Here is an 18,164-nt window from a genome sequence, read left to right on the forward strand (position 1 = left end):
TCCTCCGGTTGCCGGGAAATGCGTGCATTTTCCACTTGGGCACATCGATGCCGTTGGCCCGTGAGGGTCCACCCCTTTTTCTGCTCTCACGTTCACGGGTGGGACGCGTTCATTTCAATTCTCCTGTTCGATGCGTTACATCGGGCCGCGTCGGCATCGCCGATCGGCCTATCGGTCGATGCCGAGCGCCGCCAGTTTCTTGTACAGCGTCGCGCGACCGATGCCGATGCGCGCGGCCGCTTCGACGACCTTCCCGTCACAGGCCGCGAGTGCGTCGGTCAGGAACTGACGCTCCCACGCCGCCAGCGCATCGGCATACGAGGCGGCCGGCGCACCGGATGCCGTCGACGCATCGTCCGCACGCTGTTCGGCCGGCACCACGCCACCCTGCTGCGCCGGCGCCGCGCCGTCCGGCGAGATCCGCACCGGCCCGAGAAACGGCGCGAGCGCGCGCGCATCGATCACCGAACGGTCCGACAGCATCAGCGCGCGTTCGAGCGTGTTGCGCAACTCGCGCACGTTGCCGGGCCACGGATACGCGCACAGCATCCGCAGCGCATCGTCGGTCAGCTCGCAGTGCGCGGCGCGTCCGTGCTGGGCCGCCAGCTCCTCGAGCGTCGCATAAACCAGCGCCGCGATGTCGGATGCGCGTTCGCGCAGCGGCGGTGCATGGATCGTCAGCACGTTCAGCCGGTAATAGAGATCCGCGCGAAAACGCCCGGCCGTCACCAGCGCCGGCAGGTCGGCCGACGTGGCGGCGATGATGCGCACGTCCGCGCGCACGATCCGGTTCGAGCCGACCGGCTCGAACTCCTTGTCCTGCAGCACGCGCAGCAGCTTGCCCTGCAACGGCAGCGGCATGTCGCCGATCTCGTCGAGAAACAGCGTGCCGCGATCGGCCAGCTCGAACTTGCCGACGCGTCCCTTCCGATCGGCACCGGTGTACGCGCCCGGCGCCGCGCCGAAGAATTCGGTTTCGAGCAGCGTGTCGGGAATCGCGGCGACGTTGACGGTCACGAGCGGCTGGAGCGCACGCGCCGACGCCGCGTGAATCGCATGGGCGAGCAACTCCTTGCCGGTGCCCGTCTCGCCGAGCAGCAGCACCGGCGAATCGACCTGCGCGGCGCGGCGCGCCTGGCGCTTGGTCTCGAGGCTCGCGGCACTCGTGCCGACGAAGCTCGCGAACGTGTATTTCGCGCGGCGCGCCTGAGCGAGCGAGCGCTGCGTCGCGATCAGTTGCTGCTGAAGCTGCGCGTAGCGGGAAAAAATCGGCGTGAGCGTCTTCAACTGGTCGAACAGCGCGAAGCCGATCGCGCCGACCGTCTCGCCGGCTTCGTTCTTCAACGGCAGGCGCGTGACGACGAGCGGCTCGCGGCCCGTCTCCATGATGTCGAGCAGGATCGGCTGTCCGGTCGACACCACCTCCCGCATCAGGCTGTTCGGGATCACGGCCTCGCAGTCGAGGCCGACGGCCTGCTGCGGATCGGCGAAACCGAAGCGCGCCGCGTAACGTTCGTTCATCCACACGACGCGCGCGTCGCGATCGACGACCACCGTACCCGCACTCGAATCCTCGAAGGTCCGGAACAGCGACTCGGCGGCGCGCCGCAGCACGTCGCCGTAGTTGACGGGCAGGCGCGCCCAGTCGTTCATCATCGTGTCTTCGTCTCCGTGTATCCTCGACCGGATGTCTCCGGAACGAGACGGATTATCTCACTATGGAGACACGTCGCAATGCGTTGTCCGGGAATGCCCTGCACGATTTCGAGGGGTGACCGGATGGCCGAAACGTCTCCGGATGGAGACGTTTTATGTAGAATCGTCAGACTTGCGCCGGCGCGGGCCCGCCGGCCGCCGGCGGGCCCATGTCCGGCGGCGCAATCCGGCCGATGGCACGAAACCTGCACGAACCTGAGCCGGTCCGCGGCGCGTCGCGCGATCGAACAACAACCAAAGCCATTAGGAGACTCCCTTGTCTTTCGTGATCGTCCTCGCCGCGCTGGCGTTCCTGATGTTCGCCGCGTATCGCGGCTACAGCGTGATCCTGTTCGCGCCGATCGCCGCGCTCGGCGCGGTGCTCCTGACCGAACCCGCCGCCGTCGCACCGGTCTTCTCCGGCATCTTCATGGAGAAGATGGTCGGCTTCGTCAAACTGTACTTCCCGGTCTTCATGCTCGGCGCCGTGTTCGGCAAGGTGATCGAACTGTCCGGGTTCTCCGAATCGATCGTCCATGCGGCGATCCGCTACATCGGCCGCTCGCGCGCGAATGCGGTGATCGTCGCGGTGTGCGCGCTGCTCACCTATGGCGGTGTCTCGCTGTTCGTCGTGGTGTTCGCGGTCTATCCGTTCGCGGCCGAACTCTATCGCCAGAGCAACATCCCGAAACGACTGATGCCCGGCGCGATCGCCCTCGGCGCGTTCTCGTTCACGATGGATTCGCTGCCCGGCACGCCGCAGATCCAGAACATCATCCCGACCACGTTCTTCAAGACGACCGCCTGGGCCGCGCCCGCGCTCGGTACGATCGGCTCGCTGTTCATCATCGTCGTCGGCCTCACGTATCTCGAATGGCGCCGCCGTTCGGCGATGGCGAAGGGCGAAGGCTACGGCACGTCGCTCGTCAACGAGCCGGAACGCGTCGAGGCGAAGGCGCTGCCCCATCCCGCGCTGGCGATCCTGCCGCTGATCCTCGTCGGCGTGTCGAACTTCGCGTTCACGAAGCTGATCCCGCAGTGGTACGGCGCCGCGTCGTACACGGTCGCGCCGGACGTGCTGCCCGGCGTGCACGCGCCGGTCACGACGTCGATCAAGACCGTCGTCGCGATCTGGTCGGTCGAGGCTGCGCTGCTGCTCGGTATCGTGCTGGTCGTGCTGACGGCATTCAAGCGTGTCAGCGACCGCTTCGCGGCCGGCTCCAAGGCCGCCGTCGCCGGCGCGCTGCTCGCCGCGATGAACACCGCGTCGGAATACGGCTTCGGCGGCGTGATCGCCGCGCTGCCGGGCTTCCTCGTCGTCAGCGATGCGTTGAAGAGCATCCCGAACCCGCTCGTCAACGCAGCCGTGTCGGTCAGCTCGCTCGCCGGCATCACGGGCTCGGCGTCCGGCGGCATGAGCATCGCGCTCGCCGCGATGTCGGACCTGTTCATCAAGGGCGCACAGGCGGCCAACATCCCGATGGACGTACTGCACCGGGTCGTCGCGATGGCGAGCGGCGGCATGGACACGCTGCCGCACAACGGCGCGGTCATCACGCTGCTCGCGGTCACGGGCCTCACGCACCGCGAGTCGTATCGCGACATCTTCGCGGTCACCGTCATCAAGACGCTCGCGGTGTTCTTCGTGATCGCCGTCTACTACGCCACGGGGCTCGTGTAAGCCCTGGCATCGAGGCGGCGTTCGTCCGTCGCCGTCCGCATCGCGTTTCAGGATCGGACCGCATGCGCACCGGAACGGATTCCGGAATGCGCATCCGGTCCGATTTCATTTCCCTGCCCGGCGAATCAGGCCCAATCCACGCCACCGTGCCCGCGCGCGTGGGGCCGCCCGGCCGCATTGCGCGGCCCTGCCGCCATCCGCCGATTGTTGCCGGGAGCAAAACACTGCGTTGGGCGCGATCGCATTTTTCACATCTCCGCCCGGGCCTACACTGGTTTCAACGTCGCCTGGCGCTTCGACGAACGAAGCGCTGCGATTCACCGGAATCGTGGAGGTCCCGATCATGAAGCGCCTGATCCCTGCCGTTGCCATCGCCCTCGCCGTCTTGGCCCCGTTTGCCGCGCAAGCCCAGTCGAACCAGCCGCTCACGCGCGCGCAGGTCCACGCCGAAGTCAAGGCGCTCAAGCAGGCCGGCTTCCAGTCGAGCGACTGGTTCTATCCGGCCAGCATCATGTCCGCCGAAGCGAAGATCGCCCGCCAGCACGACGCCGGATACGGCAGCGACCGCGGCGCGTCGTCGCAGTCGGGCCGGTAACGGAACGTCCGGCCCGCTCGACGATGCGCTCGCGCGTCGTTACGCCTTCACGGGCTGGATCAGCTTCGCGCACGCCGCCGCCTGCGGATCGCCGGCCGGCAGCTTCCCGCACACGCCGTCGAACTGCTTGACGACCGACTTGACCGACGCATCGTGCGCGCCGCTGGCGCGCCAGCGGTTCAGTTGCGTGACGACCTTGGTCAGCGCGCGCAGGTTCGCGCCGTAGAACGCGTCGCGGGTCTTGTCGGCCTGCGCGAGCACACTGGCGGCAATTCCTTCGATGCGCGCCGCATCGTTCGGCGCCAGTTCCACCGCATTCGCGAAGTAAGTCGCGCCCCAGCGCAGCTTTGTCGCCGGCCCGTTCGCCGCGTCGTACGCCTTGCGATACCAGTCGAGCGCCGCCGCCTTGTCGCCGCGCGCCTTCGCGTTCGCGGCCAGCCCCGACATGAAATAGTACGGCGTGGACGAACGCGGCAGCTCGGCCTTCAGCAACGCATCCGATTCGTCGTACAGGCCGGCGTCGGTCAGCGTGTCCGCGCCTTCGCTGACGAGCGCCTGCCGCTCGTACGCGTTCGCCGCGCCCTGCACCGACGCGGCGATCTGCTTGCGCGCGGTGTCGGCCAGCGTCGATGTCGCAGCCGGCGTGCCCTTGCGCGCATCGCCGCGCGCGAGCAGCACGCGGCCGTGCAGCGCCATCAGCCGGTCGATCGACGACAGCGTGGTGTCGGTCGACAGGCGCGCCAGCGCCGTGTCGTACGTGCCGCGCAATTTCGTGCGCTGCGCGTCGTCGCCGCCGAGATACGCGACCACGCGCGCAGGGGCCGCGACCAGCACGTCCGAATCGGCCCGCGACAGCGCGGCATCGTGCAGCACCGTGCGCAGCGAATCGGCCAGCGCGGCCTTGTCGAGCGCACCGGCCTGCGTCGGGTCGTCCGACGCGGCGACCACCGCCGACTTCAGCGCGAAGCGCGCCGCTTCGGCTTTCGCCCCGGCCGCCCGTGCGCGTTGCGCGAGCGACTGCAGCGTCTGCGCGACACGATCGGCCGGCACCGGCAGCGCACCGTCGGTATCCCATGAATAGTCGGCCAGCAGGCGCCATTCGTCCGGTGTCAGCGACGCGCCGTTCTTCAGCGCCGTCGCGAGCGTCTGCCGCACCGGGTGCGCGGCCGTCATCCCGAGCGACAGCGCCTGCATGTAGCGGTCGAGATCGGCTTCGCCCGGCAGCCGCGTCACTTCGGTGCCGTCGGGGCGGAACAGGATCATCGTCGGATAGCCGTGCACCTTGAAACGCTCGCCGAGCTTCTGCGCGCTCTCGGTGTCGCCGTCGAGATACACGGGCACGAAGAACGACGAGCGCGTCTTGAAGGCCTGCTGGCTGAAGATCGTCGACTTCACCTGGTTGCACGACGGACACCATACCGCGCCCCAGTACAGCAGCAGCGGCTTGCCCTCGCGCTTCGCGAGCGCGAATGCGGCGTCGACGTCGCCGTGTTGCCACGCGATGCCGGGCGGCAGATGCGCACCGTCGGGCGATGCGTTCGCCACCGGGGCGCCCACGGGCGCGGCAGCGGCAAGCGCCGCACCGGCGGCGGCGAACAGGCAGGCGGCGGTGAGATTGCGAAGAACGGTTTTCATCGAAGCGGGTTCCGTTGAACAAGACGGTTTCAGGGAGATGCCGCGCACGCAACGAGGGCCGTGAAGCGATGACGACGAGGCCGGCCGACCTGCAGCGCCGCGCATGCATCGATACGGAAAAGCGAAGCCGGCCGCGGCGACCGGCAAATCGCTCGACGATACGACGGGTACAGCCGAAGGAAAACGAACGAATTCTCGATTGAATATGACGCGCGGCATCGCGGCCGCGTGTGCCGTCACGTCCGCAGCGGCCGGCCCTTCACGGCCGCGCCTTGAGCCGGGCCATGTGATACACGGACGCATGCACGCCGTCGCGCAACGCGTAATCCGGCGATTCGCCCTCGATGCGGAAACCGTGTTTCTCGTAGAGCGCGATCGCCGCGCGGTTGTCGGTAAACACGGTCAGCTCGAGACGCGTGATGTTCAGCCAGTTCTCCGCGAGATCGATCGCGGCCGCGAGCAACCGACCGCCGATGCCGCGCCCGTGACGCGCCGCGTCGACCATCATGCCGAGCGCCGCCGCGTGGCGCCGGCGCGGATTCGGCTCGGGATGCAGACCGAGATGGCCGACCACCGTGCCGTCGATTTCGGCGACGAGGCTCACGCCGTGCTCGCGCACGTTGTCGAGCCGCTTCCGCCATTTTTCGAGCGACGGAAACGGCTGCTGCAACGTATTCATGTACACCGCGGGATGCGCGGCGATCTGCCGGATCGCGTCGACGTCGTGCGTCTCGCTGTGCCGGATCGTGATATCGGTCATGGGTGGGCCGGTTCCGAAAAGTCGCGCCGAACGCGCGGACTGCGCAGGCGCGCAGCAACGCATCGAGCTTAGCCGATTTCACGCATTTGAAACACGGGTGTCACGCCGTTGCACGTCAGGTTGCATCCGCAACCAAGCGCGCTCGCGCGATCCGCGCCCATCCGGAAAATTCTGACCGGTCACGCGTGCGGCGATCGGTAATTTCTTACCGTTTTCGATCTCGCATCGCGCTCGAACGAATCGTTGCGCACGCAACGTCACGTGCGCGACATGCGATGTCATTTCTTCATCACGCCTGCGTCATGTCGCGTCCCTAGACTGGGCGCCGCCCCAGCCCGGCATGCGCCGGCCCGGTGTGTGCCGACTCCTGCCCCGCGCACCACGAGCGCACGGCGCGTAGGATCGCGACGGCGGCCGCGGCAGCCGCGCGACGTCGCGCATCGGGCGATGCGCGCACCGCCGCAACAGGCGTCCGATGCGCCCAACGCGCACGCATCGCCGGTCGTTCCGGCGCGAGACGACGCCCGGGCACCGTCAGACGAACGCACGAACGCTCCCACCCTCACAGGACACGAACGCCATGACGTCACGCCGCAAATTCCTTCAGCAAACCGCCGGTTCCGGCCTCGCCGCCGCCGCGCTGTCCGCGTTTCCGCCGAGCATCCGCCGCGCGCTCGCGATTCCCGCCTTCCACGAAACGGGGACCATCCAGGACGTCAAGCACGTCGTGCTGCTGATGATGGAGAACCGTGCGTTCGACAGCTACTTCGGCACGTTCAAGGGCGTGCGCGGCTACGGCGACCGCTTCGCGGTGCCGTCGCCGAACGGCCGCGACGTGTTCTACCAGGCGTACACGAAGGCGACGCCCGCCGCGACCGTGACGCCGTATCACCTCGACGCGCGCCAGGGCAACGCGCAGCGCGCGGGCGGCACGCCGCACACGTGGGCCGATGCGCAGGCCGCGTGGGACCACGGCCGGATGAACCGCTGGCCCGACGCGAAGACGCCGCTGTCGATGGGCTACTACGACGCGGCCGAGGTGCCGTTCCAGCGCGCGCTCGCCGATGCGTTCACGCTGTGCGACCACTACCACTGCGGGATGCACACGGGCACGATCGCGAACCGCCTGTTCTACTGGAGCGGCACCAACGGCCCGAACGGCATCAGCCCGGCCGGCGGCAACCGCGTGAAGATCGCCGCGCTGAACAACCAGTTCAACGGCGGCAACGACATCGGCCCGTCGAGCCAGGGCTGGACCTGGACGACCTATGCCGACCGGCTGCAACAGGCCGGCGTGAACTGGAAGGTCTACCAGAGCCTGATCGACAACTTCGGCTGCAACGAGATGATGAGCTTCCGCCACTGGCGCGCGGCGATCGAGCAGATGCCGGCCGCGCGCCGGCCCACGTACGTCGCGTCGACCGACATCACGCAGCCGGTGACGGCGGCCGGCGCGTTCTACGATCCGGCGATCGACGACCCGCTGAGCCCGCTCGCGAAGGGCTTCGGCAACACGATGCCGTACGGCTTTCTCGAGACGTTCCGCGACGACATCCGCAACGGCAAACTGCCGGAAGTGTCGTGGATCATCCCGCCGTCCGCGTACAGCGAACACCCGGGGCCGTCGAGCCCCGCGCAGGGCGGCTGGTACGTGCAGGCCGTGCTCGACGCGCTGACGGCGAACCCGGAGGTCTGGAGCAAGACCGTGCTGCTGGTCAACTACGACGAGAACGACGGTTTCTTCGACCACATGCCGTCGCCGGCCGTGCCGTCGCGCAACCCCGACGGCACGCTCGCGGGCGGCCATACGCTGTCGGCCGCCGACGTCGCGGTCGAATACCACGACTTCACGCCGGCCACGTCGAGCCAGCCGGCCGTCGACGGCCGTCCATACGGCCCGGGCCCGCGCGTGCCGATGTGGATCGTGTCGCCGTGGAGCCGCGGCGGCTGGGTCAACTCGCAGGTGTTCGACCACACGTCGACGCTGCGCTTCCTCGAGAAGCGCTTCGGCGTCGCGGAGCCGCAGATCAGCGCGTACCGCCGCGCGGTGTGCGGCGACCTAACGAGCGCGTTCAACTTCCGCACGCCGAACAACGAGCCGCTGCCGACGCTCGCGGGCCGTACGACGAAAAGCCAGGTCGACGCGCTGAGCGCCGCGCAGCAAACCGCGCCGAAGATCGTGCCGCCCGCCACGCCCGCGCTGCCGACGCAGGCGACCGGCGTGCGCCCGTCGCGCGCGTTGCCGTACGAACTGCACGCGAGCGCGCGCACCGATGCCGGCGCCGGCACGGTCACGCTGAAGTTCGCGAACACCGGCCACGCCGCCGCCGTGTTTCACGTCTACGACAAGCTGCACCTCGACCGGCTGCCGCAGCGCTACGTCGTCGAGCCGGGCAAGACGCTGCACGGCGACTGGGCCGCGCGCGCCGACAATGGCGGCAAATATGACCTGTGGGTGCTCGGCCCGAACGGCTATCACCGCCGCTTCACCGGCGACCTGAGCCGTCTGGCCGGCGCGCGTGCGCCGCACCCCGAAGTGCGCGTCGGCTATGCGGGCGCGAGCGGCAACCTCCATCTGCGGCTGCGCAACGACGGCGGCGGCACGGTGCGCTTCACGGTGAAATCGAACCAGGTCTACGGGCCGCTGTCCGGGCACGGCGGAAACGACGACCGCGGCAACGGTCATGGCCACGGCACCGACAACGCCACCGGCCACGGCACCGGCACCACCTGGACCGTCACGGTGCGCGCCGGCGACCAGTCCGAGTTGCACTGGAAACTCGACTCGACCGGCCATTGGTACGACTTCATCGTCACCGCCGACAGCGACGCGAGCTTCTCGCGCCGCGTGGCCGGCCGCGTGGAAACCGGCCGCCACTCGGTGAGCGACCCGGCAATGGGGCTCGCCGACCGCTTCTGACGCCGCCGCGGCGACGCGCGGCGCAGCGCGTGTCGCCACCCGCGCCGGCGTAGCCGAGAACGCCGCTCGGGCACCGGTTTCACCCGGTGCCCGATCCGGCTGAGACGCCCGCCCGGCGCGGCTCAAACATCAGAGGGATCGGTGGTGCAGCCCTCATTTCACCCCCACGAAAATGCTCCGTGTCGCGGCCCGTTCGCGTTAAACTGCGTCAAGCCGTATTCAACAAAGACATCTTTGCCGCTCCGGCATCCACGACACGATACGAGGATAGGTTCGATGCGCACTACCGGCTCATCCGGGGCAATGACCCTGCTCACCGAACACGACCCGGCCGACGGCCGCGAACTGCGCTCGCTCCGGCTCGAAGCGACCGGCGACGGCAAGAGCGTGCTGCTGATCGAGATCGACGAACGCAAGCCCGGCATCCATCGTGAGGTCCGCTACGAGATCACGCCGGCCGAACTGATCGCGGCGATCCGCTCGCACGGCGCCGAGCTGCCCGGCGAAAACCATGGCGCCGCCTCGCTCGCTCGCACGCCTTCCTGATTCCGGACGGTGAGCCGCGTGCCACGCGCCGGCTCACCGACATCCCCCTGCCGCCGTCAGGCGCTTTCCGTCATTCCCGCCGCTGCCTTGAAAAAGGCCGATAATCGGCCCATCTGCATTTCCTGCCCACGCGTTTCCTTTTCGGCCAGCCGTCATGCTCCGTGACCTCGTCGCCCAGTACGGGCCGCTTCTCGTGTTCGCCAACGTGCTCGCGGCGGCCATCGGCCTGCCGGTGCCCGCGATGCCGACGCTCGTGCTGTTCGGCGCGATGTCCGCGATGCATCCGGCGATGATCGGCTCGCAACTCGTAACGGTCGTGGCGCTGTCCGTGCTCGGCGCGCTGATCGGCGACACGGTCTGGTACGTCGCCGGGCGGCGTTACGGCGGCACGACGCTGAAGACGATCTGCCGGCTGTCGCTGTCGCGCGATACCTGCGTGAAAAAGACCGAGCGCTTCTTCGGCCGCTACGGCGTGCGCGTGCTCGCGGTCGCGCGCTTCATTCCGGGGTTGTCGCTGGTGTCGGTGCCGATGGCCGGTGCGCTCGGCACGCGCTACCGCACGTTCGCCGGCTACGACGCGCTCGGCGCCGCGCTGTGGACGATCGTCGGGCTGATGGCCGGCCTCGTGTTCTACCGGCAGATCGACTGGCTGTTCGCCGGCGCGAGCCGCCTCGGCCGTGCGGTGCTGCTGGTGATCGTCGCGCTGCTCGCTGTCTATGCGGCCGTGCGGTGGATGCGCCGCCGCGCGCTGATCCGCCAGCTCGCGAACGCGCGGATCGGCGTCGACGAGCTCGACGTGCTGCTGCGCGACACTGCCGCCCCGGTGGTGCTCGACGTCCGCTCGCCCGAGCACCGCAAGCTCGACCCCTTCACGATTCCCGGTGCACAGTTCGCCGACGAACGCCAGATCGGCGACATCGTCGCGCGCTATCCGCTCACGCAGAAGTTCGTCGTCTATTGCTCGTGCCCGAACGAAGTGACGGCCGCGCTGATGGCGAAGCGCCTGCTCGATGCAGGCTTCACCGATGCGCTCGCGCTGCGCGGCGGCCTCGACGCATGGCGCGACACGGGCCGCCAGCTCACGTCGCTCGTGGAAGAAACGCCCGCCGCGAACGATGCCGTAGCGGGGTGGCACAAGCCGGCCTGATCGCACCGATCGCGGGCCGGCCGCACCGGGTCCGGACAGGGGGCGTTGCGCCCCCTTCGCATCAGAACGCGTGCAGCGGCAGGTTCACGACCAGACGGTATTCCTTGTTGGTCGCGTCCGAGTAGTGGGACGAGCCGTTGTGCCACATCGCGATGAACGTGACCTTCGTGTCCTTCAGCTTGCCGCTCTGGAACGTGTACGACGGGATGAAGCCGAACTCGTGGTGACGGCCCTGCACCGGCGCGCCGTTGCTCCAGTAGATGCTCGACTTGCTCGGGTCGTTCGCCGCACCCGCGCTGCCGTCCGCGCCCCAGCCCGTCACGCCCCACACCATCGCCTTGAAGCCCGGCAGGCCCGCTTCCTTGCCGTAGAACGTGTAACGCAGCTGCAGCGACTTTTCGTGCGGCGCGTTGTAGTCGACGTCCATCGAGTTGGTCAGGAAGATGCCGTTCGTTTCGTTCAGGTAGTCGAAGAACTGGTCGCCGAGCACCTGCTGGAAGCCGAGCAGCAGCTCGTGCGGGCCGTGCTGCGCGGCCACCGACAGGCTGTACGCGTTGTTGTTGATCTTGCCCTGCAGCGCATCGCCCGTGTCGTGCGTCGAGTAGACGTTGCCGAAGCCGGTCCACTTGATCGTCTGCGGGCTGCCGATGCTGTGCTTCACCGACGCGTAGTACTGGTGCCACACGTCGTCGGCCTGGTTCGCGTACAGCGCGACTTCGCCGTTCGGCGAGTAGTCCCACGTGCCGCCGACGTAGGTCAGGCGATTGACGCGCGTGCCGCCGTATTGCGTCGTCAGGTTGGTGAGCGTCGTATGACCGCGCGCGTCGGTCTTCGTGAAGCTGCCGGCCTCGAGCATCACGTTCTTGAATTCATTGCTGACGATCGTCGCGCCGAGGAACGTCGGCGGCAGCGCACGGTTGTCGTGCTGCTCCATGAACGGGTTGTCGACGGCCTGCAGACCGTACTTGACCACCGTGTTCGAGATGCGCGCCTTCACGTCGTAGATGCCCGGGTACGCCCATGCAAGCTGGTTCGACCCGCCGCCGCCCTTCGCCACGTGCACCATGTTGCCGGCGCCCGCGCCGCCGTCGAGTTTCAGGCCCGCGTACAGCGACGCGTCCACGCCGAAGCCGATCAGGCCCGCCGTATAGCCGGACTCGAAGTTCGCCATCACGCCCTGGACCCACGCATGGCGGTGCGGCCCGCCCTTGTTGTCGAGGATGTCCGAATAGTTGCGGAACAGGAAGTCGAGATGGCTGTCGGCGATGAAGCCCTTCGATTTCGACTGCGCCGACGGCTCGTCGGGCGGCGTGACGGCCTGGGTCGCCTCGGCGTTGACAATGGCGTTCTGGGTCGGCGCCTGCGCAACGGCCGTGCCCGTACCGGCGGCCGGTGCGGCCTGCGCGACCGTCAGCGGCACTGCGTCGTCCGCATGCGCGACACCCGTCAGCGAGACGCCGGCGAGCGCCGGCAGTCCCCATGCAAGCAGCATCTTCGATGCCGTCCCGATCGTCTTCTGCTTTTTCATCATCATTCTCGTCTTGTGTTGATATCGTCCACGCCGGTTGCGATCCGCTTCCAGCCCCCCGGCGAGCCCGGCTAAGGACGCGCCTGTACCCGCGGCGCGAAGATCGTTCGCGCCGCACCTACCCCTGTTGACCTGCCTTGGTTATGTTTGCTGCGTCACTTCACATCACGCCGCGCCCGCGCGGATGCACGCGACGCGCGCCGCCGAGCCGTGCCGTACTTCCGGCAGCGGCACGCCCTGCGCGCACGCGTCGATCGCGACCGGGCAGCGCGTGCGGAACGCGCAGCCGGACGGCGGGTTGAGCGGCGAGGGCATCTCGCCCGCCAGCAGCATCGGACGGCGAGCACGCTCGCGCGCCGGCTCCGGCGTCGGCGCCGCATCGAGCAGCGCCTTCGTGTACGGGTGTTGCGGCACGCCGTACACGTCCTGCCGCGTGCCGAACTCCATCACGCGGCCGAGATACATCACGAGCACGCGCTGGCTGATGGCCTTCACCACCGCCAGGTCGTGCGCGACGAACAGATAGGACAACGACAGTTCGCGCTGAAGATCGCGCAGCAGGTTCACGATCTGCGCCTGGATCGACACGTCGAGCGCCGATACAGGCTCGTCGCAGATCACGAGCTTCGGCTCGCCGATCAGCGCACGCGCGATGCCGACGCGCTGGCACTGCCCGCCGGAAAATTCATGCGGATAACGCAGCAGGTGATGCGCGTTCAGGCCGACGCGTTCGAGCATCGTGACCACGCGGCGGCGCACCTCGGTGCGGCCGAGGCCGGCATGATGCGTGACGAGCGGCTCCGCGACGACCTGCTCGATCGTCATGCGCGGGTCGAGCGACGCGAGCGGATCCTGGAAGATCATCTGCACTTCGCGCCGCATCGCGGTGCCGCGCAGGTGATCGGGCGCGACGGCCTGGCCGCGCCATTTCACGGTGCCGGCCGTCATCGGCACGAGGCCGATCAGCGCGCGTGCGAGCGTCGACTTCCCGCAGCCAGACTCGCCGACGAGCCCGACCGTCTCGCCGCGCTTCACGTCGAACGACACGCCGTCGACGGCGCGCAGCGTGCCCTTCGGCGACCACGGATAGCCGCCGAGCGGCACGCGGAAATGCACCTTCAAGTTCTCGACGGACAGCAACGTGTCGTCCGTCGCGCCGGCTGGGCGGCGTTCATCGACGCTCATCGCAGACCTCCCGTCAGATCGGCCACCGGGCGGTGGCACGCGCGCACCGCGCCCGCGGCGCCATAGGTTTCGAGCGCCGGGCGCGCGGCGCCGCAGCGTTCTTCCGCATACGTGCAACGCTTCGCGAACGCGCAGCCGGCCGGCGCGGTGCCGGGCATCGGCGGGTTGCCGGGAATCGCGACGAGCGGCGCATCGTCCGCGTCGGTCAGCCGCGGCAGCGCGTTGAGCAGGCCGATCGTGTACGGATGCGACGGCGCCGCGAAAATCGAGTCGGCCGGCGCGTATTCGACGGTGCGGCCCGCGTACATGACCATCACGTCGTCCGCGAGGCCGGCGACCACGCCCATGTCGTGCGTGATCAGCACGATCGCGGTGCCGCGCTCGCGGTTCAGCTCGCGCAGCAGGTCGATGATCTGCGCCTGCACGGTCACGTCGAGCGCGGTGGTCGGCTCGTCGGCGATCAGGATTTCCGGCTCGGACAGCAGCGCCATCGCGATCATCACGCGCTGCCGCATGCCGCCCGAGAACTCGTGCGGATACATGCGGATGCGGCGCGCCGCGTCGGGAATGCGCACCGATTCGAGTGCGTCGATCGCGCGCTTCGTGGCTTCCTTGCGCGACAGCTTGCGATGCAGCTGCAGCGTCTCGGTCATCTGCCGCTCGATCGTCAGGAACGGATTGAGCGACGTCATCGGATCCTGGAAGATCATCGCGATGCGGTCGCCGCGCACGGCGTTCAATGCGCGCGTATCCATCTCGAGCAGGTTGTCGCCGCGGTAGCGCGCGGTGCCGGTCGTCGTGCCGTTGCCGGCCAACAGGCCGAGCAGCGCCATCACGGTCTGGCTCTTGCCCGAGCCCGATTCGCCGACGATGCCGAGCGTCTTGCCGGCTTCGAGCGAGAACGACACGCCGTTCACGGCGTCGATCGGCGGCGCATCCTTGCGCGTGAAGCGCACGCCGAGATTTTCCACTTCCAATAGAGCTGCCATCTTCAGCGATCCTTCGGGTCGAGCGCGTCACGCAGGCCGTCGCCGACGAAGTTCACGCAGTAGAGCGTCACGCACAGCATGACGGCCGGGGCCAGCAGCAGCCACGGCATCGATTCCAGTTTCTGCGCGCCGTCCTGGATCAGCACGCCCCAGCTCGTCATCGGTTCCTGCACGCCGAGGCCGAGGAACGACAGCACCGATTCGGTCAGCACGATGTTCGGCACCGAGACCGTCGCGTACACGACGACCACGCCGAGCAGGTTCGGCACGACGTGGCGCAGCACGATCGACCCCGGCGACACGCCGATCGCGCGCGCCGCGTCGACGAACTCGCGATTGCGCAGCGACAGCGTCTGGCCGCGCACGACGCGCGCCATGTCGATCCACGAGAACGCGCTGATGGTCAGCACGACCAGCATGAACGAGCGGCCGAACAGGGTCATCATCAGGATCGCGATCAGCAGGTACGGGATCGCGTACATCATGTCGACGACGCGCATCATCACGGAGTCGACGCGGCCGCCCGCGAAGCCCGCGGTCGCGCCCCACGCGACGCCGAACAGGCCCGACACGAGCGTGCCGAGCAGGCCGACCTCGATCGAGACGCGGCCGCCGATCAGCGTGCGCACGAGCAGGTCGCGGCCGAGCTCGTCGGTGCCGAACCAGTGCTGGTTCGCCCAGGTCGGCGGCAGGCTGATCGCGCCCCAGTCGCTCGCGGCGGGATCGGCCGCGAGCAGCCACGGTCCGACGAAGCACGCGAGCGTGATCAGCGCGAGCAGCACGAGGCTGAACACGGCCGCGCGGTTGTGAAGGAAGCGCGCGAACGCCAGCTCGAGCGGCGAGCGCGAACGCGGCGGCGAATCGGTCTGCACGGGCAGGCCGACGACGGGAGTGGTCGGAGTCATCGCTGTGCCTCGCTCAATAACGGATGCGCGGATCGAGCCACGCGTACGCGAGGTCGACCAGCAGGTTGAACAGCACCGCGCAGACGGTCGTCAGCACGACGAGGCCGAGCACCAGCGTGTAGTCGCGGTTGATCGCGCCGTTCACGACGAGCTGCCCGAGGCCCGGCAGCGCGAACACCGATTCGGTGACGACGGCCGCCGTGATCGACGTGATGCAGACCGTGCCGAACAGCGACACGACCGGCATCAGCGCGGGCTTCAGCGCATGACGCAGCACGATCGTCGAGCCCGGCAGGCCCTTCGCGCGCGCGGTGCGGATGTAGTTGCTCGACAGCGTCTCGATCATCGAGCCGCGCATCACGCGCGCGAGCAGCGACACGTTGATGAAGGTCAGCAGCACGATCGGCAGCAGCCGGTATTGCCAGCCGCCGTCGCCCCAGCCACCCGCCGGCAGCCAGCCGTTGCCGGCCGACGTCTTCAGCAGGATCGCGAAGATCCACACGAGCACCGGGCCGAGCACGAACGGCGGCACGACGTTGCCGAAGTTGCCGATCAGCATCACGAAGCGGTCGATCACGCTGTCGCGGCGCACGGCCGCGACGGTGCCGAGCAGCACGCCGAGCACGATCGAGACCGGGATCGACACGCCGCCCACGCCGAGGCTCACCGGCAGCGCCTTCTTCACGAGATCGTTCACCGACCAGTCGACGTAACGGAACGACGGGCCGAGATCGCCGTGCAGCAGCGAGCCGAGATACAGCAGGTACTGCTTCCACAGCGGCTCGTCGAGGTGGTATTTCGCGTTCAGGTTCGCGAGCGTCGCGGCGGACAGCTGCTTCTCCGTATCGAACGGGCCGCCGGGCGTGAAATGCAGCAGCAGGTAGCAGACGGTGATGACCGCGAGGATCGTCGGCACCGCCCACAACGTGCGCCTCAATGCATAGGCCAGCATGATCGCTCCGCTCAGTGCTTGATCAGGTACAGGTCCTGCGAAGCACGCATGTCGATCACGTTCTTCAGCGAATAGCCGCCCACGTAGGGCTTCACGAGACGATCGGCCGAATACTGGAACAGCGGCACCATCGGCGTGTCCTTCATCGCCATGTCGTGCGCCTGCGTGAGCAGCGTGGTGCGCGCCTGGTCGTCGAGCTTCTGGTTGCCTTCGTCGACGAGCGCGTCCATCTGCTTGTTGCAGTAGCCGACGGTGTTCTGCGAGCTGCCGCAGCGGATCAGGTCGAAGAAGGTCATCGCGTCGTTGTAGTCGGCGAACCAGCCGTCGCGCGCGATCTGCACCTTGCCGTCATGCCGCTGCTTCATCAGCACCTTGAACTCGACGTTCTCGAGCTTCGTGGTGATGCCGAGCTTGGTGCGCCATTCCGATGCGGTGAACAGCGCGACCTTCTTGTGCAGGTCGTTGGTGTTGTACGTGAGCGTGAACGACAGCGGCTTCGCGTCCGAGTAGCCAGCCTGCTTCAGCAGGTCCTTCGCGGTCGCGATGCGCTTGGCCATCGGCCACGACGCCCATTCCGGCGTGAACGGCTGCACGCCCTTCGTGCCGTTCGGCATCAGCCCGTACATCGGCTTCTCGCCGGCCTGCGTGAGCTTCGACGTCAGCACGTCGCGATCGATCACCATCGACAGCGCCTGACGCACGCGCTTGTCCTTCAGCGCCGCGTCGCTGTTGTTCAGGTAGTAGTAGTAGGTCGCGAGCTGCAGGCCCGGGCGCAGTTCGGCGCCGAACTGCTTGCTGACCTGCTGGAAGATGCCCGACGGGATCGAGTAGCTGTAGTCGATCTGGCCGGCCTGGTACATGCGCATCGCGGTTTCGTCGCTTTCGATCGGCAGGTACGTGACCTTGTTGATCACGACCTTCGACGCGTTCCAGTACTTCGCGTCCTTCGTCGCCACGATGCGGTTGTTCGGCTGCCAGTCGACGAGCTGGTACGCGCCGTTGCTGACGATGTTGCCCGGGCGCGTCCATGCGTCGCCGAACTTCGCGACCACGTCCTTGTTCACCGGCGCGAGCGGCGCCATCGCGGTCAGTTCGGGGAAGAACGCGACGGGCACGTCGGTCGTCACCTCGAGCGTGTACGGATCGACGGCGCGCACGCCGAGCGTCGACGGCGCGGCCTTGCCCGCGATGATGTCCTTCGAGTTCTTGATGAACTCGACGAGGATCGTGTATTTCGAGCCGGTCTTCGGATCGACGAGGCGCTGCCACGAATAGACGAAATCGGCGGCCGTCACCGGCTGGCCGTTGCTCCACTTCGCGTCGTGGCGAAGCTTGAAGATCCACGTCTGCGGCGTCTTGCGTTCCCACGACAGCGCGACGCCCGGCACGACCTGGCCGGCCGCATCGATGCGCGCGAGCCCTTCGAACAGGTCGAGGCCGATCGTGTTGCCGGTCCACGATTCGATGTGCGCGGGGTCGAGCGACTCGACTTCGGCGGGCACCTGTCGCGTCAGGTCCTGTTGCGGAGCGAGCGTGACGTTGGACGGAACGGTCACGGCGTGGGCGACGGGCGCCGTCAGGGCGAGCGCGGCCAGCACGGCCGACATGGCATGCAAGGATTTCATC

The 18,164-nt window shown here is 68.0% G+C and carries 14 protein-coding genes; 5 read left to right on the forward strand and 9 right to left on the reverse strand.

The genetic code is table 11. The features are described 5' to 3' along the window. Positions 1 to 168 precede the first annotated feature (168 nt). Entirely contained in the window at positions 169 to 1,656 is a 1,488-nt protein-coding gene (locus MMB92_RS15420) for a sigma 54-interacting transcriptional regulator (RefSeq protein WP_062885053.1), read from the reverse strand. A gap of 316 nt (positions 1,657 to 1,972) precedes the next feature. On the opposite strand from MMB92_RS15420, the gene MMB92_RS15425 reads away from it, so the two are divergent. Together MMB92_RS15425 and MMB92_RS15430 are read left to right on the forward strand one after the other, a co-directional pair. Continuing rightward, positions 1,973 to 3,376, forward strand: coding sequence for a GntP family permease (locus MMB92_RS15425; protein WP_006490148.1), 1,404 nt, complete (start codon positions 1,973 to 1,975; stop codon positions 3,374 to 3,376). Positions 3,377 to 3,719: 343 nt separating this feature from the next. Next, positions 3,720 to 3,971 (forward strand): DUF4148 domain-containing protein, encoded by a 252-nt coding sequence (locus MMB92_RS15430; RefSeq protein WP_062885054.1) that lies wholly within the window; start codon positions 3,720 to 3,722, stop codon positions 3,969 to 3,971. Between the two features lie 39 nt (positions 3,972 to 4,010). Here MMB92_RS15430 and MMB92_RS15435 read toward each other — a convergent pair whose 3' ends face one another. Together MMB92_RS15435 and MMB92_RS15440 are read right to left on the reverse strand one after the other, a co-directional pair. Next, positions 4,011 to 5,606: a thioredoxin family protein gene (locus tag MMB92_RS15435; protein ID WP_062885055.1), complete on the reverse strand. Its 1,596-nt coding sequence runs from the start codon at positions 5,604 to 5,606 to the stop codon at positions 4,011 to 4,013. 259 nt (positions 5,607 to 5,865) lie between these two features. Next, positions 5,866 to 6,366, reverse strand: coding sequence for a GNAT family N-acetyltransferase (locus tag MMB92_RS15440; RefSeq protein ID WP_006490146.1), 501 nt, complete (start codon positions 6,364 to 6,366; stop codon positions 5,866 to 5,868). 580 nt (positions 6,367 to 6,946) lie between these two features. On the opposite strand from MMB92_RS15440, the gene MMB92_RS15445 reads away from it, so the two are divergent. From MMB92_RS15445 to MMB92_RS15455, 3 genes are all read left to right on the forward strand, one after another. Next, positions 6,947 to 9,286 carry a phospholipase C, phosphocholine-specific gene (locus tag MMB92_RS15445; RefSeq protein WP_062885056.1) on the forward strand — a complete coding sequence of 780 codons (2,340 nt, stop codon included), beginning with the start codon at positions 6,947 to 6,949 and terminating at the stop codon, positions 9,284 to 9,286. Between the two features lie 276 nt (positions 9,287 to 9,562). Then, positions 9,563 to 9,832, forward strand: a complete 270-nt coding sequence (locus tag MMB92_RS15450) for a hypothetical protein (protein ID WP_012493620.1) — start codon at positions 9,563 to 9,565, stop codon at positions 9,830 to 9,832. Positions 9,833 to 9,986: 154 nt separating this feature from the next. After that, on the forward strand, positions 9,987 to 10,979 hold the full coding sequence (locus MMB92_RS15455) for a DedA family protein/thiosulfate sulfurtransferase GlpE (protein ID WP_006490157.1): 993 nt from the start codon (positions 9,987 to 9,989) through the stop codon (positions 10,977 to 10,979). A 61-nt stretch (positions 10,980 to 11,040) separates the two neighbouring features. Here MMB92_RS15455 and MMB92_RS15460 read toward each other — a convergent pair whose 3' ends face one another. From MMB92_RS15460 to MMB92_RS15485, 6 genes are all read right to left on the reverse strand, one after another. Further along, positions 11,041 to 12,507: an OprD family porin gene (locus MMB92_RS15460; RefSeq protein ID WP_034178623.1), complete on the reverse strand. Its 1,467-nt coding sequence runs from the start codon at positions 12,505 to 12,507 to the stop codon at positions 11,041 to 11,043. A gap of 165 nt (positions 12,508 to 12,672) precedes the next feature. Next, positions 12,673 to 13,692, reverse strand: a complete 1,020-nt coding sequence (locus tag MMB92_RS15465; RefSeq protein ID WP_212266758.1) for an oligopeptide/dipeptide ABC transporter ATP-binding protein — start codon at positions 13,690 to 13,692, stop codon at positions 12,673 to 12,675. Next, positions 13,689 to 14,681: an ABC transporter ATP-binding protein gene (locus tag MMB92_RS15470; RefSeq protein WP_034203161.1), complete on the reverse strand. Its 993-nt coding sequence runs from the start codon at positions 14,679 to 14,681 to the stop codon at positions 13,689 to 13,691. Before MMB92_RS15470 ends, MMB92_RS15465 begins: the two co-directional genes overlap by 4 nt. A 2-nt stretch (positions 14,682 to 14,683) precedes the next feature. Then, positions 14,684 to 15,586, reverse strand: coding sequence for an ABC transporter permease subunit (locus tag MMB92_RS15475; protein ID WP_006490122.1), 903 nt, complete (start codon positions 15,584 to 15,586; stop codon positions 14,684 to 14,686). Positions 15,587 to 15,599: 13 nt separating this feature from the next. Next, positions 15,600 to 16,538, reverse strand: coding sequence for an ABC transporter permease subunit (locus tag MMB92_RS15480; protein WP_006490137.1), 939 nt, complete (start codon positions 16,536 to 16,538; stop codon positions 15,600 to 15,602). 11 nt (positions 16,539 to 16,549) lie between these two features. Further along, positions 16,550 to 18,163 carry a peptide ABC transporter substrate-binding protein gene (locus tag MMB92_RS15485; RefSeq protein WP_034203160.1) on the reverse strand — a complete coding sequence of 538 codons (1,614 nt, stop codon included), beginning with the start codon at positions 18,161 to 18,163 and terminating at the stop codon, positions 16,550 to 16,552. Position 18,164 lies beyond the last annotated feature (1 nt).

Origin of the sequence: Burkholderia sp. IO2 (genome assembly GCF_029522185.1) — a bacterium.
GTDB classification, from domain to species: Bacteria; Pseudomonadota; Gammaproteobacteria; order Burkholderiales; family Burkholderiaceae; genus Burkholderia; species Burkholderia cenocepacia.